The following is a 21,760-nucleotide window of genomic DNA, read 5'->3' as shown; positions in this document are numbered from 1 at the left end:
TCCGATCGGCGCGGCGGGACGGTGTGTCGCGGAAAGTCGGGCAAATTTCCAATTTTTGCCTAAGGTCATGACCATGACCGACGACGACGCCGCGCCCGCCACGACCGGGGACGCCTCTGCCGGGGCCGTCAACGCCGCTACAAGCGGACCGCCGATGATCTTGATGCGCAAAGTGGACAAGCACTTCGGCGACCTGCACGTACTCAAGGACATCAACCTCGAGGTGCCCAAAGGGCAGGTCGTCATCGTGCTGGGCCCCTCGGGCTCCGGGAAGTCGACGCTGTGCCGCACGATCAACCGGCTGGAGCCGATCGACTCCGGCGACATCGCCATCGACGGCATCCCGCTGCCCGCCGAGGGCCGCGCGCTGGCCGCCCTGCGCGCCGACGTCGGCATGGTCTTCCAATCCTTCAACCTGTTCGCGCACAAGACGATCGTCGAGAACGTCATGCTCGCGCCGGTCAAGGTCCGCAAAGTCAAGAAGGACGCCGCCCGCACCCGCGCGATGGAGCTGCTCGACCGGGTGGGCATCGCCGATCAGGCCGACAAGTACCCGGCCCAGCTGTCCGGCGGCCAGCAGCAGCGCGTGGCCATCGCCAGGGCGCTGGCGATGAACCCGAAGGTGATGCTGTTCGACGAGCCGACCTCCGCGCTGGACCCGGAGATGGTCAACGAGGTGCTCGAAGTGATGGTGTCGCTGGCCAAGGACGGGATGACGATGCTGGTCGTCACCCACGAGATGGGCTTCGCGCGCCGCGCGGGGAATCGGGTGCTGTTCATGGCCGATGGCCAGGTGGTGGAGGATGCGCAGCCGGACGCCTTCTTCACCGCCCCGAAGTCCGAGCGCGCGAAGGACTTCCTGGGCAAGATCTTGAGCCACTGACCTGCCGGACACAGCGGCCAGCACACCCACGGATAGGGAGAAGGAACTCGATGAGGATCAATCGCGCTCTGCGCATCGGTGTCGGAGCGATCGCCCTGACACTCGCCGCCGCGACCGCCACCGCGTGCGGCGGCGGCGACGACAAGTCCGCCCTCGACCACGCCAAGGACGGCAAGCTCACCATCGGCGTCAAGTTCGACCAGCCGGGCCTCGGCCTGCGGAACAAGGACGGGTCCTACAGCGGCTTCGATGTTGACGTCGCCCGCTACGTCGCCGAGAAGCTGGGCGTGCAGCAGGACAAGGTCACGTTCAAGGAGGCGCCGTCGCCCCAGCGAGAGACGCTGATCGAGAACGGGCAGGTCGACTTCATCGTCGCGACCTATTCCATCACCGACAAGCGCAAGGAGAAGGTGGACTTCGCCGGCCCGTACTTCATCACCGGTCAATCCCTGCTCGTCAAGAGCGGCAACACCGACATCACCGGCGTGGAATCGCTGAACGGCAACAAGAAGCTGTGCTCGGTGAAGAACTCCACTCCCGCGCAGAACGTGAAGGAGAAGTACGCCAAGGATGTCCAGCTGCAGGAATACGACACGTACTCGTTGTGCGTCGAGGCTTTGAAAGCCGGCGACGTGGACGCGGTCACCACCGACGACGTCATTCTGCGTGGTTTCGCCGCCCAGGCCCCGGATGCGCTGAAGGTGGTGGGGCAACCGTTCACCACCGAGAAGTACGGCATCGGGGTGAAGAAGGGCGATCAGCAGACCCGGGACCAGATCAACGACGCGATCGAATCGATGATCCAGAGCGGGGCCTGGAAGTCGGCACTGGAGAAGAACTTCGCCGCCACCGGCTATCAGATCCCGGCGCCGCCGCAGGTGGAGCGGTACTGAGTCGCCGTGCCGCGGCGGGGTTCCGGACAGACCGGGGTCCCGCTGCGGCGGCAGACTCTCCCCTCGAGAGGAAAGGGACGCGGCCACTGTGTTCGAGTTGATCTCGGATTATCAATCCCAGTTGCTGGACGCATTCTGGGTGACCATCAAGCTGACCGTGGTGTCGGCGATCGGGGCGCTCGTCCTGGGCACCGTGGTGGCCGCTATGCGGGTATCGCCGATACCGGTGGCACGCTGGATCGGCGCCGCCTACGTGACCGTCTTCCGCAACACGCCGCTGACGCTGATCATCGTCTTCTGCTCGCTCGGGTTGAGCACCACGCTCGGGCTCAAGCTGGCTTCTGGTGGCAGGGACGACATCGCCGAGAATAATTTCCGCTGGGCGCTCGTCGGACTCAGCGTGTACACCGCGGCGTTCGTCTGCGAATCACTGCGCGCCGGAATCAACACGGTGCCGCTCGGGCAGTCGGAGGCGGGTCGCTCGCTCGGCCTCACGTTCGGCCAGAATCTGCGCCTCATCGTGCTACCGCAAGCTTTTCGCGCGGTCATCGCCCCCCTGGGCAGTGTGCTGATCGCGCTGACGAAGAATTCCACCATCGCCTCCGCGATCGGCGTGGCCGAGGCCGCGCTGCTGATGGCGGGCATGAACGAAACCGAAGCCGCACCGCTGCAGATCGGTGCCATCTTCGCGCTCGGCTTCGTGATCCTGACCCTGCCCATGGGCCTGCTGTTCGGCTGGCTGGCCAAGCGTTTCGAGGTGGCCCGATGAGTTCTGGTGCGTCCGTCCTATTCGATGCTCCCGGGCCGAAGGCGCGGTTGCGCAACAACATTTACTCGGTGGTGTTCGTCGCCGCGATCGTCGCAGTCGGATGGTTCGTCTACCGAGGCTTCGCCGACAAGGGGCAGTTCGAGGCCGAGAAGTGGAAACCATTCGTGGAGCAGGAGGTGTGGAACACCTACCTGCTGCCCGGTTTGCGCGGTACCGTCGTCGCCGCCGTCCTGTCGATCGTCTTCGCCTTGGTAATAGGGATGATCTTCGGCGTACTCCGGTTGTCCGATCATCGGGCCGTCCGCGTGGCGGCGGGCACGATCGTCGAGTTCGCCCGGGCCATCCCGGTGCTGATTCTGATGATCTTCCTCTTCTCGGTGTACGCCGACTACAAAGTGTTCCCGTCCGACCAGCTCGCCTTGGGTGCGGTAGTGACCGCGCTGACGATCTACAACGGCTCGGTGATCGCGGAGATCGTGCGCTCGGGCATTCGCGCACTACCCAAGGGCCAGACCGAAGCGGCCGTCGCGCTGGGATTGCGCAAGGGTCAGTTCATGCGGATCATCCTGCTACCGCAGGCGATCACCGCGATGCTGCCCGCCCTCGTGTCGCAGATGGTCGTCGCGTTGAAGGATTCGGCACTCGGATACCAGATCACCTACACCGAGATCGTTCGGTCCGGACAGCAACTCGGCGCCGCCGAACAGAATGTCATCCCGGCTCTGATCGTCATCGCCGCCATCATGATCGCGCTCAACTACTCGCTCACCACCTTCGCCACCTATTTGGAGCGCCGCCTGCGCACGCGCAAGCGCGGCAGAGCCGTCGTCGCCGCGTCCTCCATCATCACCGATGCGGCCCCCGGTATGGATCTGACCAAGACACGCTGAATGCCTTGATCCTCTTGACATTCCGTGGCGCTACGTGTTGAGATTCGTTCGTTACAAACCGGGGGCGGGGGGACCGAACACGATCGAACTATTTCCGTATTCGAGCTGATAGCGATCACATCTCGCAGCGCCGCCAGCCGTGTGCGAATGAGTGTCCGACGGCTGGACAGCATCGTCGCAGAAGCAAATGCGGCGTCGAGTTCCGGCGAGCGATGCAGCGGCCACGAATGGGCAGAGTGCGGTAGCTCTCTCTCCTATTTCACACGAAACGACACGTTCACATCGGGGACTGAATATGAAATTTGTACAGAGCGCAGCCGGGGTCACCATTGCACTCGCCGGCATTTTTGCGAGCACCACCGGGACTGCTCTAGCGGATGACCCGACCAGGTTTCCCGGTTTCAAATCCGAGAACGATTGCCACGGCTGGGGACAATACTCGCTGCAGCATACTGCCTGGGTCCGCAACTACAGTTGCGTTCACGAAGGCGGCGAATGGGTGATCTACCTTTCCGACCACTGACTGATCTACATCGCCTCTCCGCAGCGGTCGCTGCCGGGTCGAGATACGGTGTCGGGACTCAAACATCTTCGATCGGTCACGGATTCGGTACTGCGCGGAGTAGGTCCACAACCCTCGTGAGTGGTTGCGCTCGAGCTGAGCGCAACACTCGTGCCCTCCGCGGTGTGGCGTCAATCTCGTAGAGACACACCGATCCCCGGTAGCCGACCGGTGGGACGGTCATCAGTGCTTCGTACCCGCGAAAGTTGACGATCGATGACCAGCCGTACCTCCGACCGCCAATTCGAAGACTCCTTCGTCTTCCCCGGGGCGATGGGCCACCCCGGGTACGCGGGCCACGCGCCGACCAAAGTGACCGGCGCGGTGCTCGATCCTGACTGCCCTCTGGTGGCCTTACAACGCCAGGACCCCTCGGACACGCTGCGGCCGCTGCTTTCGGCCACGAGTGCTTCGGGCGAACTCGGCCCAGGTTTCTCCAGCCGGGAGATCGCTGGGCGCGGAGCCGCCCCACTGCCCTTCGCCACCTGGGTGACCACGGTCGCCGAAGGCATCGAGGCCGCCGGTCTATCCGCCGACACAGGAGAGGTGTAGACCGACGATGCCGCACCCGAAACCCGCACAGCGTTGCACGTCCGCCGCAGCGGTACGAAGGGTACAGAGCTCAACGGCCGCGGGCCGAGCCCCGATCGACTGTCCGAGCAGCGACAACCAGCAAACCGACCGGAAACGTCGTAGTCGCCCGAGATTCCGCTGACCACGGGAGCTTGCGGCGCGGCAGCGGCGCCGAGCCGCCCGAGCAGGTAGCCGCGCACCGGGCAACTGTATCCCGCCGAGCCGACCGGCGTAGAGCGCAGTCGTGAGCGGGATGCGACTTTCGCCCGCACGGGCTGGATCCATTCGGCGCGGACCGGGTGCGCTCTCCGGGATGACCACGCATGGCTTCGGTAGCGGTGACGAGGCGCCGATCCGGGTGAAGTCGATGCCGCCGACGAACTCCCACGACGTCGCGCGGGTGGACGACCGCCGGCATATGAGCGCCTCGAACTGACCGGGCACGGCTCCCTATCGCCGGAAGCCACCTGAGCCGCCGAGTTCAATCGATGGACTCGTCGAAGTCGCCCTCGATCCCCCGCTCGGCCAATTCGGTCTTGACCACCCGATACGCCACGGACTGACCGTAACCACGGCGGGCCAGCATGCCGACGAGGCGGCGAATGGTCTTCTCGTGGTCCAGTTCTCGCGGGAGCGAGCGCAGTTTGCGGCGGACCAACTCGGTGGCGCGGGCCTCCTCGTCGTCGGTGGTGATGGCGTCGAGGGCGGCCGCGGCATCCGACTGCGCGACGCCCTTGCGCCGGAGTTCCTGCGCGAGGGCCTGCTTGCCCTTGCCGGAGAAGGTATGGCGGGAGTGCACCCACTGCTCCGCGAAGGCGGCATCATCGATGAGGCCCACTTCGCCGAGGCGGTCGAGCGCGCGTTCACTCACCTCGGGCGCGTACCCTTTGGCGGCCAGACGCTGGGCCAGCTCTGCCCGGCTGCGGGCACGGACGGCCAGCAAGCGGAGACACGCCTCCTTCGCCTGCTCGACCGTCCCGCCTTCGGACCCGGCCGCCACCGGATCCGCCGACCGGCCTTCGGGCCGACCGGAGTCGGTCGAGGACGAGCCGGGACGCCCCCGCGCCTCCCGGCGCCCACGACGGGACCCAGCCGGACGCGCCCGCTGCGGATCGGACGCATCCGGCCGAGTTCCCATGATGCCCGGCGCAACCGAACCACCTTCGGTTCTCCGGACGAGCTCGGAATCCTGCTGGGGTACCCGGACGCCTTCCGGCGAACCGGAGCCGGCCAGGAGTTCTTCCAATCGACGCCGCATCTCCTGCACCGCGTCGGCCCGTGGCCGCCCGGAGTCGGCCGGAGCCGTCCCGGGCGAGCGCCGGTTCGTCGGCTCAGAAATCGGCGGGCACCTCCGCGGCCGCATCGGCCGTCACGTCGGCGCCGATGCCGAGCTTCTCCTTGATCTTCTTCTCGATCTCGTCGCGGACGTCGACGTTCTCCAGCAGGAACTTGCGGGCGTTCTCCTTGCCCTGGCCGAGCTGATCGCCCTCGTAGGTGTACCAGGAGCCGGACTTGCGAATGAAGCCCTGCTCGACGCCCATGTCGATGAGCGAGCCCTCCTTGGAGATGCCGTGCCCGTAGAGGATGTCGAACTCGGCCTGCTTGAACGGCGGGGAGACCTTGTTCTTCACGACCTTCACGCGGGTGCGGTTGCCCACCGCGTCGCTGCCGTCCTTGAGCGTCTCGATACGGCGCACGTCCAGGCGCACCGACGCGTAGAACTTCAACGCCTTACCACCGGTGGTGGTCTCCGGCGAGCCGAACATCACGCCGATCTTCTCGCGGAGCTGGTTGATGAAGATCGCGGTGGTCCCGGAATTGTTCAGCGCGCTGGTCATCTTGCGCAGCGCCTGGCTCATCAGGCGGGCCTGCAGGCCGACGTGGCTGTCGCCCATCTCGCCCTCGATCTCGGCGCGCGGCACCAGCGCGGCCACCGAGTCGATGACGATGATGTCGATCGCACCGGAACGCACCAGCATGTCGGCGATCTCCAGCGCCTGCTCACCCGTGTCGGGCTGGGAGACCAGCAGCGCGTCGGTGTCGACGCCGAGCTTGCGGGCGTAGTCCGGATCGAGCGCGTGCTCGGCGTCGATGAACGCCGCCACCCCGCCCGCGGCTTGCGCGTTGGCCACCGCGTGCAGCGCCACGGTGGTCTTACCCGAGGATTCCGGACCGTAGATCTCGACGACGCGGCCGCGTGGCAGACCGCCGATGCCCAGCGCCACGTCGAGCGCGATCGAACCGGTGGGGATCACCGAGATGGGCTGGCGCGCCTCCTCGCCGAGGCGCATGACGGCGCCCTTGCCGAAGCTCTTCTCCACCTGGGCCAGCGCGAGCTCGAGCGCCTTGTCCCGGTCGTACGCCTGTGGTGCCATGTCTTGATCCCCTTTTCGACGGGTAAGTCTCGTTCTGTGGTTGGCGCCTACAGTAGAGCGCGGCACCGACAAGTTCTGGCGACCAGACTAGACGAACAAGTGTTCGAGTCAAGCGACGCGCCCGGCGCCCCCGTACCCTCCTCGGCGAACGCCGCGCGATCAAGGCACCAACGCGATTCGGTCGGTATCCAGCAGCGTCTGCGCCTGCTCAAGCACGCGCAGCGACGGCGTCACCTCCACGCCGGTGATCCCGTCCAGCGCGCCGAGCCGCTCGGTCACGTACCGGTAGAGGTCCGCGGTGTCCCGGCAGATGATCGAAGCGAACATCGTGGACGGTCCGGTGGTGGCGGCCACGAAGACGATCTCCGGGTGCGTGGCCATCGCGCGCCCCACGGCGTCCAGGTCGGCGGGACGCACGCGCAGCCACAGTGCGCCGCGCACGCCGTAACCCATCCGCTCGATCGCGAAATCGATGTCGAAGTACAGCACGCCCGCCGCGGTCAGCTCGGCCATGCGCCGCGCGACGCGCGGCGCCGTCCACCCGGTCGCGGCCGCGAGCTGGGCGTACGGAGCGCGCCCGTCCCGGCCGAGCAGCGTGAGCATCGCCGCCGTGCACGATCTGCTTGTCCAGCACATCCAGGCCGGAGGATTCTCTCGGGTCATCGTCTCGCACCGGAGGAATCTAACGCCGGTGCGGCTTCGGGTAGGGAGATCCGTCCGTCTATCACACGCTTGGCGTCGAAATCGTTCGTATTCGCCATGGAGGCTCCCGTGAGGAAATGGCTCCCCTTGTTCGCCGCGTGCCTCGGCACGCTGATGCTGCTCATCGACGTCACCATCGTGAACGTCGCCCTGCCGGACATCGCCGCCGACCTGGACACCGGATTGTCCGGCTTGCAGTGGGTGGTGGATGGATATGCCCTGGCGCTGGCCGCCTTGCTGCTGGTCCTCGGCTCGCTCGCCGACCGGGTCGGCGCGAAGCGCGCGTACCTGGCCGGGCTGGTCGTCTTCGCGGTCGCGTCCATCGGCTGCGGCATCGCCGAGTCCGCTGCGGCCCTCGTCGCGGCGCGGGCGCTGCAAGGCATCGGCGGGGCGGCCATGTTCGCCACCACGCTCTCGCTGCTGCACGCGACCTACACCGGACGCGATCGCGGCGTCGCCTTCGGCGTGTGGGGCGCGGTATCCGGTGCGGCCGCGGGCATCGGAGTGGTGCTCGGCGGCGTCCTCACCGACGCGCTGTCGTGGCGCTGGATCTTCTTCGTCAACCTGCCCATCGCCGTGCTGGCGATCGGCCTGACCGCCACCGTGTTCCCGCCCGCTCGGCGGCGGCCGGGCCGAGCCGTGGACGTGCCGGGCATGCTGGCCTTCGCGACGGCGGCCACCGCGGTCACCTACGGCGTCATCCGCGGTGGCGAGCACGGCTGGACGGAAGCGGCCGCGGTGACGGCGTTCGCGCTGGGCGCCGCCGCGGCGCTGATCTTCGTTGCCGCCGAGATGCGCAGTGCCGCCCCGATGTTCCCCTTGGTGCTGCTGCGCAACCGGGACTTCGGCGCGACCCTGTTCGGCGCGTCCGGGCAGACGTTCGCCGCGTTCGCGAGCAGCCCCCTGATCTCGCTGTGGCTGCAGCAGCAACGGCACATGTCGCCCCTGCACGCGGGGCTGGCGATGCTGCCGATGGCCGCGACCGCGTTCGTGGTGGCGGGTGTGTTCGGAAAGGTGCTGCACGACGTCGCGCCGAAGTGGACCATCGGCGGAGGACTGGTGGTCGTGGGCCTGGGCAGCTGGCTGCTGATGCTCGTCGACGCGGAGTCCTCCTGGGTCGCGCTCGTCCCCGGATTCGTGGTGATCGGCCTCGGGATCGGCGTCAACGCTCCCGCGCTGGTCTCGGTCGGCATGGCGGCCGTCGCCCCGGAGCAGGCCGGCACGGCCGCGGGTGCGGTGAACACCGCGCGGCAATTGGGCCTGGCGCTCGGCGTCGCGGTGCTCGGCACGGTGTTCCGCGGGGTGGCGACCGGCGAGCATCCGATGACCCTGCCGCACTTCGTCGCGGGGCTCGACGCCGCGTTCGGCGTCGCGGCGGCCGTGGGCGTCGGATTCGGGGTGATCTCGTTCGCGCTGTTCCCCCGGCGCCGCGCGAATGCCGGATCGGCCGAAGCCGAGCGGCAGGCCGTCGCCGCCTGAGCGCGATCCGGCGTACGAGACGGCGGCGGCCGGCCGGGCGCCGCCGTCTGCGGTGGTCGTGCGATCCCCGCCGAGCACTAACGCTGCGGCAGCACCGACTCGTCGCCCGCCTCACGCGACCCGAAGATGCGCCGCTCGGATTCCTCGATCCGGACATCGTTGATGCTGGCCTCACGCCGGGACATCAGGCCGTCCGGGGCGAACTCCCACTGCTCGTTGCCGTAACTGCGGAACCACCGGCCGGACTCGTCATGCCATTCGTACTGGAAGCGCACCGCGATGCGGTTGCCTTCGAAGGCCCACAGATCCTTGCGCAGCGCATAACCGTTCTCGATCGACCATTTCCGGGTGAGGAACTCGATGATGGCGTCGCGGCCGGTGAAGAACTCGTCGCGATTGCGCCAGACCGAGGCCTCGGTGTAGGCGGCGGCGACCCGCTTCGGATCGCGGGTGTTCCAGGCGTTTTCGGCGGCTCGCACCTTGGCCTCGGCGGATTCCGTATCGAACGGGGGTAACGGAGGTCGCATGGGATGGTTTCCTTTCCTCGAAGTTTCAGGGGTTGACGGGCGAGAGCTCTGGGTGGCCCCACCGCAGTGCTCCACTGGACCGGACCACAACCTCCTCGACGGTGAAGTCCAGGGAGCACTGCGAGCCTGCGGCGAATGTCTCGGGCGCCCAGTTCAATTCGACGGTGCCGGTGAGCTGCAACGTGGCTCCGGTGGACCAATCCGGGATCAGAATTCCGCAACGAGGATTTATCTCGAGATTGCCGAGTGTCATGAACATCGAATTGCCCCGATAGTCCGGCCAGCGCAGACGGGTGGGCGAAAGCACTTGCAGGAATCCGGGATTCCCGCCGCGGTGGGAGGCGTCGGCGTTGCCCTCCGCGTCCGCCGTCGCGACGAAGAACGTGTCGGCTGCGGCGATCGCGGCCCGCTGGTCCGCGTCGAGTTCGACGCCGCGCCGCACCGCCGGTGATCCGGCCGCGGGCGCATAGCTCTCGATATCGCGCCGCGAGATGTACTTGGGACAGTTCGAGTACACCTGATCGGTGACGATGCGCAGGCCCGCACCCTCCGGCGTCGACCTACCGTTGACCCGCATCCGCCTGCGCCGCTGTGGTTGCAGGGCGATCATGCCGACGCGGGAGGCATGCGCCAGCGCTTCGTGCAGCGGATCGGCGGCGGCCGGCCGGGTCTCGACGGTGATCGTCCGGTCGTCCACCGCTCGCACGAAACCGGGCCGCCCGACCAGCTCGCTCGCCCACAACCTGCCCGCCGCGTCGGCGGCGGCGAGCACCACCATCCGCTGTTCGGCCAGGAAGCCCGCGGCGACCGCCGGGATATCGGGGCGAATCATGCGACCGACCCGTTCGGCGATGTCCGCCTGCCCCATCCGGCGCTGGACGGCGACCTCCCCGCGGTGAAACGTCTCCCGCACGATGACTCCCTTCGGTGCGCTGACGATCCGATCAGAAGAAGCCGCAGGTGGGGGCGGCGCCACTGGGCGCGGGAGCGGTTTCGGCCCCACTGGGCGCGTAGACCTCCAGCCGGATGCCGTCGGGATCGCTGAAGAAGATTCCGCCGGAGGGCACGCCCTCGCCGTGCGCCACCACGCCGTCGTGCGCGAAGGTGACCGAGAGTTCACGCAGCACCCGTTCCACCGCGCGCACCTGGTCGATGCTGCCCACCTGGAACGAAAGGTGATGCAATCCGGGGGTGTCGGTGGAGAACGCGCCGTCGCTCTGCTCCCACAGCGTGACGACGAGTGTGCCGTCCGCACCGAGGAAGGCCCACCGGCGCTGGTCGTCGGTGCTCGCGGCGAGCTGTTCGAAACCGAGCGCGCGGCGATAGAAGTCCACCGAGCGATCAAGGTCGGAGACGTTCAGTCCGACGTGCCCGGTGGCGAGCTGCGGGGCGGCGACCGTGGTCATGATGATTCCTCCTCGGAATGTCTAACTGTCTTCTGCGGTTTTATGGGTTAGACGATACGAACAACGGAACCCCAGTGTCAACCGGTAAAATTAATTTGAACAGTTATAGGGGAGGTGGCCGCTGTGGACGGCGACGCGCACTCGATACCCTCGGGCATGCCCGATCCACGCCCCCACCTCGGTGAACCCCTGGCGCTCGATCTGCTGAACACGAGATGGATCGAGCAGGGACCCCAGGACCTGCTCACCGACGTCACCGGGCTGCGCACCTGGCTGACGTCGGCGGGACTCTCCAATCGCGCCGCCGCCGACGAGGCGACCTTGCAGGCGACGCTGGCCGCGCGGACGGCCATCTACGACGTGGTCGTGCACGCTTCGCACGCGGGGCTCAACGAGGTGCTCGACCACGGCCGCATCCGCCGCACGCTGACCGAGCCGGGCCCTGCGGACCTGGCGGACGTCGCGGATCCGGCCTGGTTGCCCGCCTGGCTGGCCGCCGACAACCTGCTGGAACTGCTGCGGACCGCGCCCGATCGAATACGTCAGTGCGCGCATCCGGAGTGCGTCCTGTTCTTCTACGACACCTCGAAGAACGGAACCCGGCGCTGGCACTCCATGGCGACCTGCGGCAACCGCACCAAAGCGGCCCGCCACTACGCGCGGAAAGTCTAGTGCTCAGAACAATTCGTCGAGCAGCCGGTAGTACGCCAAGCGACTCTCGTCCGGCTCGGCCAGTCCGTAAGCCGCGAAGAAGGCCGCCACCTCCGCTTCGCCGAAGTCCGCGCGCAGATCGCGCACGGCGAGTGCCAGATCGCGGTAGCGGTCGGCCACGCCGAGCGCGCTCACATCGAGCAGGACCTCGTTCTCCAGGACATTCGGCGGGGTGAAGTCGCCGTGCGCCACCACCAGGTCCTCACCGTCCGGCCGCTGCGCCTGCAATCGCGCGAGCACCTCCTCCGGGGTGGATCCGGAGTTGTCGTCATCGAAATCGTCGGGGTCGACGAGCCCCTCGACCACGTGGCGGCGCGCCTGCGCCAGCACGACGTCGAGCCGTCCGTCGAAGGGGCAGTCGGCGACCGGAATGCTGTGCAGTCGCCGCAGGAGCCCGCCGAGCACAGTGCCGATCGAAGCCGCGTGCGCGCTGCCGGAAGTCGTCCGCGTCGCCAGGCTGGGTGTGCCCGCGTCCAGGAGCACCAGGACGTCGTCTTCGAACGCCGCGACCTCCGGCACGGCGATCCCCCGAGCGCGCAGCCAGGTGAGCCGCTGGTACTCGGCGACCGCCTTCGGTCCGCGTTTGAGCCAGTAGGCGCCGTTGACGGACACCACTGCGCCGCTGCGGCCCTCATGCGCGTCCGACCACGTCGGCGACTCGCCGAACAGCGTCGCGACCGTGGGCGGCAACGGGATCGCCAGCTCGCCCAAAGTTTCCAGCGCGGCGCGAGTCGATTCGATCTCCTCGGGATCGCCTTCGGCGACACGCAGCCGCATCGCCTCGGCCAGCAGCGCGTGCGCCTCGGCCGGCTGATTCCGCTCGGCGAGCGCCTTGCCCAGGTGCTGCACGGCGAACGAGAGAACCTGCGGAGCGGCCGTCCGTGCGTGTTCCACCGCACGGCGGTACAACGTCTCGGCGGTGTCAGCGTCGCCGCGGTAGCGATAGACGTCGCCCAAGTTGATCCACACGCTGATCCGCCGCTGCTCGGTGTCCACCAGTTCCAGCGCGCGATCGAGGTGATCCAGCGCGTCGTCGTAGCGGCCGAGCAGCATCAACTCGATGCCGGTCTGCCGGTAGCTCGCGAAGTCGTCGGGGCGGGCCTGTGCCACCCGGACGGCCAAGCGCTGCGGGTCGTGCGGGATCATCCGCTGCCGCTCGTCGAACCGGTACAGCGGCTCGTCCCGCTCCACTTGCCCCGCGGCGCTCACCAGCGCGCCTTGGGCACGTCGAATTCGGCGCACAGGGCACGCCAGACGTCGCGGGGGTCGACCCCCGCCTCGATGGCATCGGCGCCGGTGCGCCCGCCCAGATCGGGGATGACGTGGTCGGTCAGCAGGGCGTCGCCCCGGGCCACACCGAACTCGGTATGCAACAGTTCCTGAAACTCGGTCAATCGCACCGTCCCGAACTTACTCCCATGCCGCGAGTTCCCTGGTCAGTGGCACACCCGGCCGGTCGGTCAAGGATGGACCGCGTGGCATACCCGGTGACACAGGCTGACGGGATCCGGGAACTCGGGCGTGGCGGCAGCCTGCCGGGCCGCGGCGGTGTAGCGGGGATCGGCGAGGATCTCCTGGACCGCCGCGCGAACCGCGGCGGGCGACAGCGGCCGCACGACGATCGAACTGCCTTGCCGGGCAGCGCGATTGGCCAGCTCCCACTGGTCGCCGCCGCCGGGAACGGTGACGATCGGGACGCCCGCGGACAGCGTCTTGGCGAGCAGGCCGTGACCGCCGCCGCCCACGACGACGGACGCGTGGGTCAGCAGTGCGTCTTGCCGCCCCAGCCCCGCCGTGGCCCACGGGGGAAGATCGGCCGGCGCAGCGTCCAGCATCGAAATGGCCACGCGGACACCGGTTCCGTCCAAAGCCTCCAGAACGGTCTCCGCCATGCCCGCCACACCGGTGTGAGCGGTCGACGGAGCGACCATCACGAGCGGTCCGTCACCGGGCGGGAGGTCCAGGATCGCGTCGGTCGGTTCCCACAGCAGCGGCCCGATCACATGGGCGGATTCCGGCCAGTCGGGGCGCGGCACCTCGAGCGCGGGCAGGGTGGCGACCAGTCGGGCGGCCGGGCCGGGATCGACAGCCGGGAGGCCGACGCTCTCGCGCGCCCGCTCGCGCTGGCGGCGCCCGTTCCGCAGGGCGCGTGCGGTCATGCCGCGCAATACACCGTCGCGCACCCGCCCGCGCAGACCCGCACCGGGGGCCAGTCCGCTTCCTATGGGCGGCAACCCCTTCGACGGCAGATACAGCGGATGCGGGGACAGTTCCACCCAGGGGACGCCGAGCCGCTCCGCGGCCATCCCGCCACCGGCGGTCAGCACGTCGGAGACCACCAGTTCGGGCAACATCGCGCTCAGTTCGGGCAGGATCTCGGTGGAGATGTGCGCCGCCCGCTCGTGGATGCGCTGCCCCGCGTCCGCGTCGTCGTCCACCGGCCGCGGCGCCAAGCCTTTGAGCCTGCGTACCCCGATTCCGGCGGCGAGTGCGGCGTCGAACCAGCGCGGACCCGTGAACAGGACCGCCTCGTCACCGGCATCCAGCAATCGCAAGCACAACGCGATAGCGGGGAACGCGTGACCGGGGTCGGGCCCTGCGACGACGGCTACTCGCATTCGCCTAGCCTGCCACAGGGCCGATCACACCCGCATTGCGGCGGCGGGGGTGCAACCGAGTCCGCCCGCCCGTCCGCCTCTACAGCTTGCTGACCGTCGAGTTGTCCGAACCCGAGACCGCCTTGTACAACAGGTACAACCCGAACACGATGGCGCTGATCACCAGAATCGGGAACAGACCCTTGATCAGTGCGCCGATGACGGCCAGTGCGATCCAGACGACCGCGACGATGCCGATGATCTTCCACAACATTCCGATGCCTCCCAGAAGTCCGTTTGTGCTTCGAGCATGACACTCGGGTGGGCGGGAATCACCAGGTGAAGCGGGATACCGGGGTGGAAATCAGGGTTCCCCCTGACACCAGGGCCTCCTACAGCTCCCGGCGATGGGGGTTCCCACTCGGTGCGTGCCACCCGGGCATCCGCTCGTCACGATGACATCCGGTGGCCGGGTCATCGCTTCCCCCGGCGCAGGTCACGTCAGCGGTGTAGCGTCGAGTCTGCCTGCTGCAGTACATGTCGATACGCGATCGGACCAGGCCGGACGCGCGGTAGAACGATCGACCCATCGGGCGCCCGGCATCGGAGCCCGCGATATCGGCGCACGACCTCGACGGCTACGGACCGGAGTCCATGACCCAGTACGCGAGTTCGAAAGTCGACGACGCACCGGCACCCGTATCGGCGTCGGCGCTGCTATCGGGCGATCACCGTGAACCGGACATCCTGCGGATCGCCGCGGAGGCGGTGTCCTCCGCCGGATGCTGCGACGCACTGGGCTGCTATCGACTCCTCGGGGGCGAATACCGGCTCGGCACCGGCCAGTCCGCCCCGCCCGATCTCGACGCGCAACTGCGCGCGCAGAACGGCGCAGGGCGCCTCCGGCTGCCCGGCCGCCGGTGGGCGTGGGCGCTACCCCTGAGCGACCGGTCCGGGGTGGTCGGCGCGATCGTCGTCGGCGCCGACCGCGAACCGTCGCAGGACGAGATGTTCCTGCTCACCGCGCTGACTCGGCTGGCGAGCGCCGCGCTGGCCGATGGCGTGCTGCGCGAGCGCGCTGCCGTGGCGGCCCGCGACCTGACCGCGGCCAACGAGCGCCTGTCGGCAACCGTGCTGTGGTTGCGGCGCCGCACCCACGTCCACGAAGTGCTCTCCGACGCCGCCGCGTACGGCAGCGGTGAACAAGCCATCGCGGACGCGCTGGCGCAGCTGACCGGATTGCCGGTCGCCGTCGAGGACCCGTTCGGCAATCTGCGGGCCTGGTCGGGGCCGGGCAGACCGGACCCGTATCCCAAAGCGCCGCCGCGGCAACGTGAACAGTTGCTGCGCCGTCTCGCCGCCCACAACGGCCCGCTGCGCGTGCGCGACCGGGCGATCGTCCTGGTGAAGCCGCGTACGGAGATACTCGGCACGCTCGCGTTGATCGATCCGGACGATACGGCGCTCGACGCGGAGATCTTCGCGCTCACCTACGCCGGCACGATGCTCGCCCTGGAATTGGCGCACCAGCGCAACCTTGCCGAGATCGAGCTGCGGTTGCGCCGCGAACTGGTCGACGACCTGCTGTCCGGCGCCGACGGCGACAGCGCCTTCGCTCGAGCCGAGGCCCTGGGCTACGACCTGCACGGCGAGCACTACGTGGTGCTCGTGCACGGGGTCGACAGCACGCGGATGGAGGCGGTCGCCCGGGCCGCAACGGCGCTGGAACTACCCTTCCTGCACGGCCGCCGTTCGGGCCTGGCCGTGCTGATCACCGACCGCAGGCCCGACCCCGACACGCTGCATCACACCATCCGCGCGCACCTCGACACGGCCCCGGTGACCATCGGCATCAGCGGCCGCTGCACGCGACCGGCCGATTTCGTCCGGGCGTTCGACGACGCGCGCCACGCGATCGACATCCGCCTGCGATCGCCCAGGCCCGACGGCGCGACCGCGTACGACGATCTGGGCTTCTACCGCCTGATCGACGCCGCGCGCGCGGACGGCCGAGTCGAGCGGTTCATCCGGGAATGGCTCGGCATCCTGCTCGACTACGACCGGCACCGCAACGCCGACCTGGTGTACACACTGAGTCAATACCTCGAATGCGGTGGCAATTACGACGATTCCGCCGCTGCCCTGCACATCCATCGCAGCACCCTGCGCTACCGGCTCGGCCGCATCCGGCAGCTCACCGGATTCGATCTGCGCGACGTCGACACCCGCTTCACCCTGCAAGCGGCCACGCGCGCCTGGCGATTCCTGTCCTCGACCGCGCTGCCGGACCGGTCCTCCCGCGCAACCACCCGAACGATTCCGGACTGAATGCCGACCCGCTCGCTACCGGAGCACAACGATGGTGTGCGCGTCGGATGGGACGCGCACACCATCGTCGAGGACGAGCCCGCCCGGTCAGCTCCTGGGACGCTCGGCGTCCGGCAGGTCTTCGGCCAACGGATCGTCGTCCGGCACGCCGTCCGGGCGCCGCATGCCGAGATCGGCCGTGTCGACGGCGTAGGGGTCGATCATCTGCTCACGCCCCATGGGCGACCGATCGCCGCCGCGCGGCATCCGGAGCGTCTCCTCTTCACTGCCCGGATAGAGGCGCCGCCGGGCCGCGGCGACGTCGCCCGATTCACCGGCGCGCTCTTCCGGCGGGCGGGTCATCGCGGGGCGGGCCCGCCGCGGCTGCGGCACCGGCTGCCTGCCGTAGACATCCCAGGCGGCCTGCTCCGGGTCGATCTGATAGTGATCGAACAATTCCTGCTCGGCCTGCGGACTGATCTGCCCGTTGTGGTCCAGCTGCGGCGAGGCCTTCACCGCCTCCTTCCCGACCCGGACCTGCAACACTCCCGCCTCGGGACGATGTTCGGCCCCGGCCAGCGGGACCAAGGCGTCGGTGCTGAACAGGCCGGTGGACACCGCGATCCAGGTGGGGGATCCGGAGTTGTTGTCGACATAGACCCGTTTCACCTTGCCGATCTTCTCGCCTTCGGGGCCGTACACCGAGCTGCCGATGAGCGTTTCCAGCATTTCAGTCATGGGTTCCTCCGCGGTTCGTCCCTGCGACGCGCAGCCCGGCAGAACGCGGCTGGGCACCGCGCGTGCTGAGAAAGGGTTCAATCGCTTGCGGGTCGATCGGTGGCGTCGGAGCCGTCGGCGACGCGCTGCGTCCTGCGCGACGCCCGCACCGGGTCCTCGGCGGTGTCACACGCGAAGTACCGGCTGACATCCAGCCGCTGCGTGTCCTGGTCGAGCAGCGATAGACGGTAGGAAACATCGAGCATGACGTGCTCCTGCCCTGTAGTGCATGTTCCCGCCCCCAGTCGAGGCAGGAAGTAATCAGCTACACCGTGGCAACTACCCGTACATACCGCGGTCAAACCATTCAGTTACCAGAATTCGCGGACTCACCGAAGCGTCTCCAGCATTCTAGTTATCAATCAGCTATCTTCACTGGGCACGCCGCGGCCCACCGTGGGCCACCCGGCCTACCTGGCTCCGCTTCTGATCAGCGTCAGTGCCGACGGCCCGCTGGCGAATCGGAAGTCCTTGCCGCGATGATCGACCTCTCCGTCGGTGGCCAACGAGACCGGCTCCTCGGCCACCCGCACGGTCAGACGGGAGACCCGGCGGTGCCGATAGGTGGGCGAATACGCGAGTGTGCCGGTGAACGTCGCGAAGACCAGCCGCAGCCGTGAGAACGGGACGTCGGCGCGCAGGTAACGGACATCGAGGGTGCCGCCGTGCAACTCCGGGCGCGACATGGGGATCTGGTCGGCGGGATGGTAGACGCCGTTGCCGACGAACAGCATCCACAGCGCGGTGCGGGTGTCATCGATGGTGACGTGCAGCGGCTGGGCGCGGAAGAGCACGCGCACCATGGCGAGTCCCGCCGCGGGCCATTTGCCGATCCGGCGCTCCCAGCGCTCCCGTACCCGCACGAAGTCGGGATAACCGCCGAGACTGGCGGTGTTGACGAAGACGCGCTGCTCGGCATCGTCGAAACACACCTCGGCCACGTCGACGCGCATCGCTTCGCCCGCTGCCAACCCCGCGAGGGTGATGTCGGAGTCCTCCACTCCGGCATCCCTCGCGAAGTGGTTCAGCGTGCCGCCCGCGAAGACCGCCAACGGCACCCGGTGGCGCACCGCGTACTCCGCGACGGCCGACACCGTTCCGTCTCCGCCGACCACGCCGAGAGCGACGATGTCGTCGCGTCGCAGCAGTTCGCCCACTCGCGCCTCGACATCGTCGTCGCCGCCGAGTTCGAGCACCTCGGCCGCGGGCAGCCGATCGCGCAGGGCGGCCAGCGCGTTGTCGCCGTCGCCCGATCCCGCGTGCGGATTGCCGATCAGCAACAATCCGGCGCCGTCCGGCAGCGGATCGATGTGTTCGACCGGGCCCAAGGCGGCGGGCTCGTCGTCGCGCACCGCCCACCACCGCCGGGTGACCAGCGCGACCGCGCCACCGAACAACGCGCCCACGACCACGTCGGACGGCCAATGCACGCCGATGTGGACACGGGAGTACCCGACCGCGGCGGCGACGGGGGCCACGGCGGCGGCCGCCACGGGCGACTCCAGCGCCAGGCCCGTCGCGAAGGCGGCGGCGGAAGCCGAGTGCCCGGACGGGAACGACGACGAGACCGGCGGGGCGACCAGCCTGCGCACGAACGGAACGGACTCGTCCGGCGGACGACGGCGCGGGAACAGCGGTTTGGCCACGCCGTTGGCCACGCTGCTGGCAATACTCAGTGCGAGCAGCCCGCGCACCGCGCCGCGCCGCGTCGAGCGATCTCCGGCGACGAACAGGACCGCCCCCAGGGCTATCCACAGACGGTTCTTGTCGGCGGCGGTGCTCAACGCCTTCAGCGCCCGGTCCGCCGGGGTGGCCCGCACGCGCGCACTGCGGCCGAACAGCCACCGATCCAGGCTGTTCGTCACTCCGACCATCCCACCGTCACGCCGACGAGCCGAGAGAAACCCCATCGCCGCAGCCTACCGACCACGTACGCGCCGGATCGGCGACCATCACGCACCGAGGCCCGGCCGACGCGCTCGACGGATCCCGCCATGCGCGGGGACGACCGGATCGTAGGCCAGTTCAGTGCACGGATGTACTCTGATCTTCGACGCACAGTGACGTTGCGCGACAAGAGGGAAGGGATGATCGAATGACGGAGACACACCGGTCAGCACACAGTCATGCACTGAGCCGCACGTAACGGCCGGGACTCGATGGAACAGACGAACGAGCTGGCACAAGAACTCGCGGCCGCGGCGCGGCGGCACGGCTCGGCGATCGCCGGGATCGTCGGATCCGCCGCCCGCAAGGCGTCCTGGGAGGTGCTCGACCTCATGGCCGAGAGCCGCGAACTGGTCGGCGCGGCGTTCCGCGCCAGGGCCGAGGAACTCCGCCGCAGGGACCGGTCGAGCTGAACCGGCCGGCGTCAGATCGGTGGCCGCGGCGACGCGGGCACCGATTTGTCGGCCACCTCGATGAGGGCTTGGGCCCACCCGTCCAGCCGATCGGAAGCGTGGCGCAGATCCGCCACGATGGTGTCGAAGTTGTGTCGTACCACGGTATTCTCCCCAACCGCGAGGATCCGGCCTGCCGCGGCTACGACCTGCTCGTACTCCCCGACGCCCGCATCGAGCCTGGCCAGAATCAACCGGAGGTTCTCGGTGAGCGCCACCGCGGCGGGCGAATCAGCGCTCCCCATCGCGCCGAGGCCCTGTTCCATCGCCGTGATGTCCGCGGCCAGCGCGTGCAGCGCCTCCGCGCCCGAAGCGGCGGTTTCGAGCAGGTCGGCCAGTTCGTCCTGCGGCAGCCGGTGCGAGCGAGCGATCTGGACGCCCATCCCGTGCAATGCCTTCTCCGCCCGCACCAGACGCGCGATGGCCGGGCGCGCGTTGGACCACAACGGCGGCTGCCTGCGCGGGATGAACGCCGCGTGCGGCAGGGGAGCGCCGCGCAGCCGCAGATAACGCCGAGTGCTCAGCGCCGCGCCCGTCACCAGCGCGACCGCGCCGCCGCCGACCATGACCACGGCCCAGACGGGCGCCGAAAGGACAACGAGGCCAACGGTTCCCGCTGTGGTGAGGCCGGATACGGTGCCCAGTTGGAAGCTTCGGCGCCGGGCCCTGCGCCGGCGGCGCAGTTCACGCTCCCGCGGATCGGCCCAGCGCCGCACGGCCACAAGCGCGTTCTCCCCGGCCTCGCGAAGGCTGTCCGGCAGGCTGCCCGGCTGTGGCGCGAGCGCGGCTTGTGCCCGGATCATCGCCGTGCCGCGCAGGCGCCGCGCGTCGAGCTGCCGCTCGCCGAATACCTTGCCGCTCATACCTTCTCTCCCACCGGTTGCACACTTCGGACAGGCCGAGACCCGACTCGGCCGACGGCCGGCCGGTCGGGTCCCCACGCCTTGTCTTCCAGTGAACCAGCCCCCACCGACACGTGTCGCCGAACGCCCGTCCTCGGCTACTGCTGCGCGGCCTGCCCCTTGTTCATCTGCGGCTGCGCCTGCGCCGGATTGATGGCGGACTGGGCGCCACCGGCGGGCAACTGGTCCCCGCGCATGGACGCGCGAATCTGCTCCAGCTTGCTGTGCCCGGCCATTTGGATGCTGGCCTGCTGCACCTCGAGCATGCGACCCTGCACCGAGTTCTGCGCGAGTTCCGCGGCTCCCAGCGCGTTCGCGTAGCGGCGTTCGATCTTCTCGCGCACCGCGTCCAGGCTCGGCGTGCTGCCCGGCGCGGACAGCGTCGAATCCATCTGCTGCAGCGAGGCGGAGACCTGCTCCTGCATCTTGGCCTGCTCCAGCTGGCTGAGCAGCTTGGTGCGCTCGGCGACCTTCTGCTGCAACAGCATCGCGTTCTGCTCCACGGCCTTCTTGGCCTGGGCGGCCGCCTGTAGCGACTGGTCGTGCAGGACCTTCAGGTCCTCGACGGACTGCTCGGCGGTGACCAGTTGCGCCGCGAACGCCTCGGCGGCATTGGTGTACTGGATCGCCTTCTCGGTGTCCCCCGCGGCGGTGGCCTGGTCGGCCAGCAGGACAGCTTGGCGCGCGTTGGCATTGAGCTTCTCGACTTCGTCCAGCTGCCGATTCAGCTTCATCTCCAGCTGGCGCTGGTTGCCGATGACCGACGCGGCCTGCTGTGAAAGGGCCTGGTGCTGCCGCTGGGCTTCCTCGATAGCCTGCTGAATCTGGACCTTCGGATCCGCGTGCTCCTCGATCTTCGCGTCGAAGAGGGCCATCAGGTATTTCCAGGCCTTGACGAACGGATTAGCCATCGATTGATCCCGCCTCCATCTGACATGCCGCGCTCGGGCGCGACTCCAGTGCGCGACCGTCACGCACTCGATATGTGCCTATCCTCCACCATGTGGC

General features: G+C 68.5%; 26 protein-coding genes. 11 read left to right on the top strand and 15 right to left on the bottom strand.

Translation table 11 applies throughout. The features are described 5' to 3' along the window. Positions 1-154 precede the first annotated feature (154 nt). The 7 genes from ACWEKR_RS02230 (at position 155) to ACWEKR_RS02200 (ending at position 5,006) form a co-directional block, all read left to right on the top strand. Positions 155-883, top strand: coding sequence for an amino acid ABC transporter ATP-binding protein (locus ACWEKR_RS02230; protein WP_452353089.1), 729 nt, complete (start codon positions 155-157; stop codon positions 881-883). Positions 884-933: 50 nt separating this feature from the next. Continuing rightward, positions 934-1,776 carry a glutamate ABC transporter substrate-binding protein gene (locus tag ACWEKR_RS02225; protein WP_452352885.1) on the top strand — a complete coding sequence of 281 codons (843 nt, stop codon included), beginning with the start codon at positions 934-936 and terminating at the stop codon, positions 1,774-1,776. Positions 1,777-1,864: 88 nt separating this feature from the next. Continuing rightward, positions 1,865-2,545 (top strand): amino acid ABC transporter permease, encoded by a 681-nt coding sequence (locus ACWEKR_RS02220; protein WP_452352884.1) that lies wholly within the window; start codon positions 1,865-1,867, stop codon positions 2,543-2,545. Then, positions 2,542-3,435, top strand: a complete 894-nt coding sequence (locus tag ACWEKR_RS02215) for an amino acid ABC transporter permease (RefSeq protein ID WP_452352883.1) — start codon at positions 2,542-2,544, stop codon at positions 3,433-3,435. The genes ACWEKR_RS02220 and ACWEKR_RS02215 overlap by 4 nt, the downstream gene beginning before the upstream one ends. A 295-nt stretch (positions 3,436-3,730) precedes the next feature. Continuing rightward, positions 3,731-3,958: a hypothetical protein gene (locus ACWEKR_RS02210; protein ID WP_452352882.1), complete on the top strand. Its 228-nt coding sequence runs from the start codon at positions 3,731-3,733 to the stop codon at positions 3,956-3,958. Positions 3,959-4,213: 255 nt separating this feature from the next. Further along, the gene (locus tag ACWEKR_RS02205) at positions 4,214-4,549 is read left to right on the top strand and encodes a hypothetical protein (RefSeq protein WP_452352881.1); all 336 of its coding nucleotides are present in this window, start codon (positions 4,214-4,216) and stop codon (positions 4,547-4,549) included. Between the two features lie 334 nt (positions 4,550-4,883). Further along, positions 4,884-5,006, top strand: a complete 123-nt coding sequence (locus tag ACWEKR_RS02200) for a hypothetical protein (RefSeq protein WP_452352880.1) — start codon at positions 4,884-4,886, stop codon at positions 5,004-5,006. A 45-nt stretch (positions 5,007-5,051) separates the two neighbouring features. On the opposite strand, the gene recX is transcribed toward ACWEKR_RS02200, so the two are convergent. The 3 genes from recX to ACWEKR_RS02185 all read right to left on the bottom strand — a co-directional run bounded on the left by recX (position 5,052) and on the right by ACWEKR_RS02185 (position 7,608). Continuing rightward, a complete protein-coding gene (gene recX, locus ACWEKR_RS02195; protein WP_452352879.1) occupies positions 5,052-5,570 on the bottom strand; it encodes a recombination regulator RecX in 519 nt (172 codons plus the stop codon). A 331-nt stretch (positions 5,571-5,901) separates the two neighbouring features. Continuing rightward, complete coding sequence (recA, locus tag ACWEKR_RS02190) at positions 5,902-6,945, bottom strand: recombinase RecA (protein WP_043728224.1); 1,044 nt, start codon at positions 6,943-6,945, stop codon at positions 5,902-5,904. Positions 6,946-7,104: 159 nt separating this feature from the next. Continuing rightward, positions 7,105-7,608: an Lrp/AsnC family transcriptional regulator gene (locus tag ACWEKR_RS02185; RefSeq protein WP_452352878.1), complete on the bottom strand. Its 504-nt coding sequence runs from the start codon at positions 7,606-7,608 to the stop codon at positions 7,105-7,107. 108 nt (positions 7,609-7,716) lie between these two features. Here ACWEKR_RS02185 and ACWEKR_RS02180 point away from each other — a divergent pair, with 108 nt between their 5' ends. Continuing rightward, positions 7,717-9,126, top strand: coding sequence for an MFS transporter (locus ACWEKR_RS02180; protein ID WP_452352877.1), 1,410 nt, complete (start codon positions 7,717-7,719; stop codon positions 9,124-9,126). A gap of 77 nt (positions 9,127-9,203) precedes the next feature. On the opposite strand, the gene ACWEKR_RS02175 is transcribed toward ACWEKR_RS02180, so the two are convergent. The 3 genes from ACWEKR_RS02175 to ACWEKR_RS02165 form a co-directional block, all read right to left on the bottom strand. Further along, positions 9,204-9,653, bottom strand: coding sequence for a nuclear transport factor 2 family protein (locus tag ACWEKR_RS02175; protein WP_452352876.1), 450 nt, complete (start codon positions 9,651-9,653; stop codon positions 9,204-9,206). 25 nt (positions 9,654-9,678) lie between these two features. After that, complete coding sequence (locus tag ACWEKR_RS02170; protein ID WP_452353088.1) at positions 9,679-10,521, bottom strand: pyridoxamine 5'-phosphate oxidase family protein; 843 nt, start codon at positions 10,519-10,521, stop codon at positions 9,679-9,681. A gap of 76 nt (positions 10,522-10,597) precedes the next feature. Then, the gene (locus ACWEKR_RS02165) at positions 10,598-11,059 is read right to left on the bottom strand and encodes a VOC family protein (protein WP_452352875.1); all 462 of its coding nucleotides are present in this window, start codon (positions 11,057-11,059) and stop codon (positions 10,598-10,600) included. A gap of 156 nt (positions 11,060-11,215) precedes the next feature. On the opposite strand from ACWEKR_RS02165, the gene ACWEKR_RS02160 reads away from it, so the two are divergent. Next, positions 11,216-11,731, top strand: a complete 516-nt coding sequence (locus tag ACWEKR_RS02160) for a CGNR zinc finger domain-containing protein (RefSeq protein ID WP_452352874.1) — start codon at positions 11,216-11,218, stop codon at positions 11,729-11,731. A gap of 3 nt (positions 11,732-11,734) precedes the next feature. Here the strand turns inward: ACWEKR_RS02160 and ACWEKR_RS02155 are convergent, their stop codons facing one another. From ACWEKR_RS02155 to ACWEKR_RS02140, 4 genes are all read right to left on the bottom strand, one after another. Further along, positions 11,735-12,979, bottom strand: coding sequence for an APH(3') family aminoglycoside O-phosphotransferase (locus tag ACWEKR_RS02155; RefSeq protein WP_452352873.1), 1,245 nt, complete (start codon positions 12,977-12,979; stop codon positions 11,735-11,737). Then, on the bottom strand, positions 12,976-13,170 hold the full coding sequence (locus tag ACWEKR_RS02150) for a DUF3046 domain-containing protein (RefSeq protein ID WP_159838202.1): 195 nt from the start codon (positions 13,168-13,170) through the stop codon (positions 12,976-12,978). Before ACWEKR_RS02150 ends, ACWEKR_RS02155 begins: the two co-directional genes overlap by 4 nt. Positions 13,171-13,230: 60 nt before the next feature. After that, positions 13,231-14,388 carry a glycosyltransferase gene (locus ACWEKR_RS02145; RefSeq protein ID WP_452352872.1) on the bottom strand — a complete coding sequence of 386 codons (1,158 nt, stop codon included), beginning with the start codon at positions 14,386-14,388 and terminating at the stop codon, positions 13,231-13,233. Between the two features lie 79 nt (positions 14,389-14,467). Further along, positions 14,468-14,641: a hypothetical protein gene (locus tag ACWEKR_RS02140; protein WP_039799283.1), complete on the bottom strand. Its 174-nt coding sequence runs from the start codon at positions 14,639-14,641 to the stop codon at positions 14,468-14,470. 380 nt (positions 14,642-15,021) lie between these two features. Here ACWEKR_RS02140 and ACWEKR_RS02135 point away from each other — a divergent pair, with 380 nt between their 5' ends. After that, the gene (locus ACWEKR_RS02135) at positions 15,022-16,695 is read left to right on the top strand and encodes a PucR family transcriptional regulator (protein ID WP_452352871.1); all 1,674 of its coding nucleotides are present in this window, start codon (positions 15,022-15,024) and stop codon (positions 16,693-16,695) included. An 87-nt stretch (positions 16,696-16,782) separates the two neighbouring features. Here the strand turns inward: ACWEKR_RS02135 and ACWEKR_RS02130 are convergent, their stop codons facing one another. The 3 genes from ACWEKR_RS02130 to ACWEKR_RS02120 form a co-directional block, all read right to left on the bottom strand. Then, positions 16,783-17,412, bottom strand: coding sequence for a PRC-barrel domain-containing protein (locus ACWEKR_RS02130; RefSeq protein WP_452352870.1), 630 nt, complete (start codon positions 17,410-17,412; stop codon positions 16,783-16,785). Positions 17,413-17,489: 77 nt separating this feature from the next. Then, a complete protein-coding gene (locus tag ACWEKR_RS02125; RefSeq protein WP_195083765.1) occupies positions 17,490-17,657 on the bottom strand; it encodes a hypothetical protein in 168 nt (55 codons plus the stop codon). Positions 17,658-17,861: 204 nt separating this feature from the next. After that, on the bottom strand, positions 17,862-19,325 hold the full coding sequence (locus ACWEKR_RS02120; RefSeq protein WP_452353087.1) for a phosphatase PAP2 family protein: 1,464 nt from the start codon (positions 19,323-19,325) through the stop codon (positions 17,862-17,864). A 285-nt stretch (positions 19,326-19,610) separates the two neighbouring features. On the opposite strand from ACWEKR_RS02120, the gene ACWEKR_RS02115 reads away from it, so the two are divergent. Continuing rightward, a complete protein-coding gene (locus ACWEKR_RS02115; protein ID WP_195083767.1) occupies positions 19,611-19,811 on the top strand; it encodes a hypothetical protein in 201 nt (66 codons plus the stop codon). Between the two features lie 11 nt (positions 19,812-19,822). On the opposite strand, the gene pspM is transcribed toward ACWEKR_RS02115, so the two are convergent. Beyond that, the gene (pspM, locus tag ACWEKR_RS02110; RefSeq protein ID WP_452352869.1) at positions 19,823-20,713 is read right to left on the bottom strand and encodes a phage shock envelope stress response protein PspM; all 891 of its coding nucleotides are present in this window, start codon (positions 20,711-20,713) and stop codon (positions 19,823-19,825) included. A 137-nt stretch (positions 20,714-20,850) separates the two neighbouring features. Further along, complete coding sequence (pspA, locus tag ACWEKR_RS02105) at positions 20,851-21,663, bottom strand: phage shock protein PspA (protein ID WP_159850835.1); 813 nt, start codon at positions 21,661-21,663, stop codon at positions 20,851-20,853. Positions 21,664-21,760 lie beyond the last annotated feature (97 nt).

This window comes from Nocardia sp. NPDC004573 (genome assembly GCF_053602135.1).
The sequence above is the reverse complement of the archived record's forward strand: the minus strand, read 5'-3'. Positions and strand labels throughout refer to the sequence as shown.

Excerpts from the sequence above, each read along its gene's own strand:
- ACWEKR_RS02230 (WP_452353089.1), top strand. The coding sequence starts at position 155 with ATGATCTTGATGCGCAAAGTGGACAAGCACTTCGGCGACCTGCACGTA.
- ACWEKR_RS02225 (WP_452352885.1), top strand. The coding sequence starts at position 934 with ATGAGGATCAATCGCGCTCTGCGCATCGGTGTCGGAGCGATCGCCCTG.
- ACWEKR_RS02215 (WP_452352883.1), top strand. The coding sequence starts at position 2,542 with ATGAGTTCTGGTGCGTCCGTCCTATTCGATGCTCCCGGGCCGAAGGCG.
- ACWEKR_RS02210 (WP_452352882.1), top strand. The coding sequence starts at position 3,731 with ATGAAATTTGTACAGAGCGCAGCCGGGGTCACCATTGCACTCGCCGGC.
- ACWEKR_RS02205 (WP_452352881.1), top strand. The coding sequence starts at position 4,214 with ATGACCAGCCGTACCTCCGACCGCCAATTCGAAGACTCCTTCGTCTTC.
- ACWEKR_RS02200 (WP_452352880.1), top strand. The coding sequence starts at position 4,884 with ATGACCACGCATGGCTTCGGTAGCGGTGACGAGGCGCCGATCCGGGTG.
- recA (WP_043728224.1), bottom strand. The coding sequence starts at position 6,945 with ATGGCACCACAGGCGTACGACCGGGACAAGGCGCTCGAGCTCGCGCTG.
- ACWEKR_RS02185 (WP_452352878.1), bottom strand. The coding sequence starts at position 7,608 with ATGACCCGAGAGAATCCTCCGGCCTGGATGTGCTGGACAAGCAGATCG.
- ACWEKR_RS02175 (WP_452352876.1), bottom strand. The coding sequence starts at position 9,653 with ATGCGACCTCCGTTACCCCCGTTCGATACGGAATCCGCCGAGGCCAAG.
- ACWEKR_RS02170 (WP_452353088.1), bottom strand. The coding sequence starts at position 10,521 with ATGGGGCAGGCGGACATCGCCGAACGGGTCGGTCGCATGATTCGCCCC.
- ACWEKR_RS02165 (WP_452352875.1), bottom strand. The coding sequence starts at position 11,059 with ATGACCACGGTCGCCGCCCCGCAGCTCGCCACCGGGCACGTCGGACTG.
- ACWEKR_RS02160 (WP_452352874.1), top strand. The coding sequence starts at position 11,216 with ATGCCCGATCCACGCCCCCACCTCGGTGAACCCCTGGCGCTCGATCTG.
- ACWEKR_RS02145 (WP_452352872.1), bottom strand. The coding sequence starts at position 14,388 with ATGCGAGTAGCCGTCGTCGCAGGGCCCGACCCCGGTCACGCGTTCCCC.
- ACWEKR_RS02140 (WP_039799283.1), bottom strand. The coding sequence starts at position 14,641 with ATGTTGTGGAAGATCATCGGCATCGTCGCGGTCGTCTGGATCGCACTG.
- ACWEKR_RS02135 (WP_452352871.1), top strand. The coding sequence starts at position 15,022 with ATGACCCAGTACGCGAGTTCGAAAGTCGACGACGCACCGGCACCCGTA.
- ACWEKR_RS02130 (WP_452352870.1), bottom strand. The coding sequence starts at position 17,412 with ATGACTGAAATGCTGGAAACGCTCATCGGCAGCTCGGTGTACGGCCCC.
- ACWEKR_RS02125 (WP_195083765.1), bottom strand. The coding sequence starts at position 17,657 with ATGCTCGATGTTTCCTACCGTCTATCGCTGCTCGACCAGGACACGCAG.
- ACWEKR_RS02120 (WP_452353087.1), bottom strand. The coding sequence starts at position 19,325 with ATGGTCGGAGTGACGAACAGCCTGGATCGGTGGCTGTTCGGCCGCAGT.
- ACWEKR_RS02115 (WP_195083767.1), top strand. The coding sequence starts at position 19,611 with ATGGAACAGACGAACGAGCTGGCACAAGAACTCGCGGCCGCGGCGCGG.
- pspM (WP_452352869.1), bottom strand. The coding sequence starts at position 20,713 with ATGAGCGGCAAGGTATTCGGCGAGCGGCAGCTCGACGCGCGGCGCCTG.
- pspA (WP_159850835.1), bottom strand. The coding sequence starts at position 21,663 with ATGGCTAATCCGTTCGTCAAGGCCTGGAAATACCTGATGGCCCTCTTC.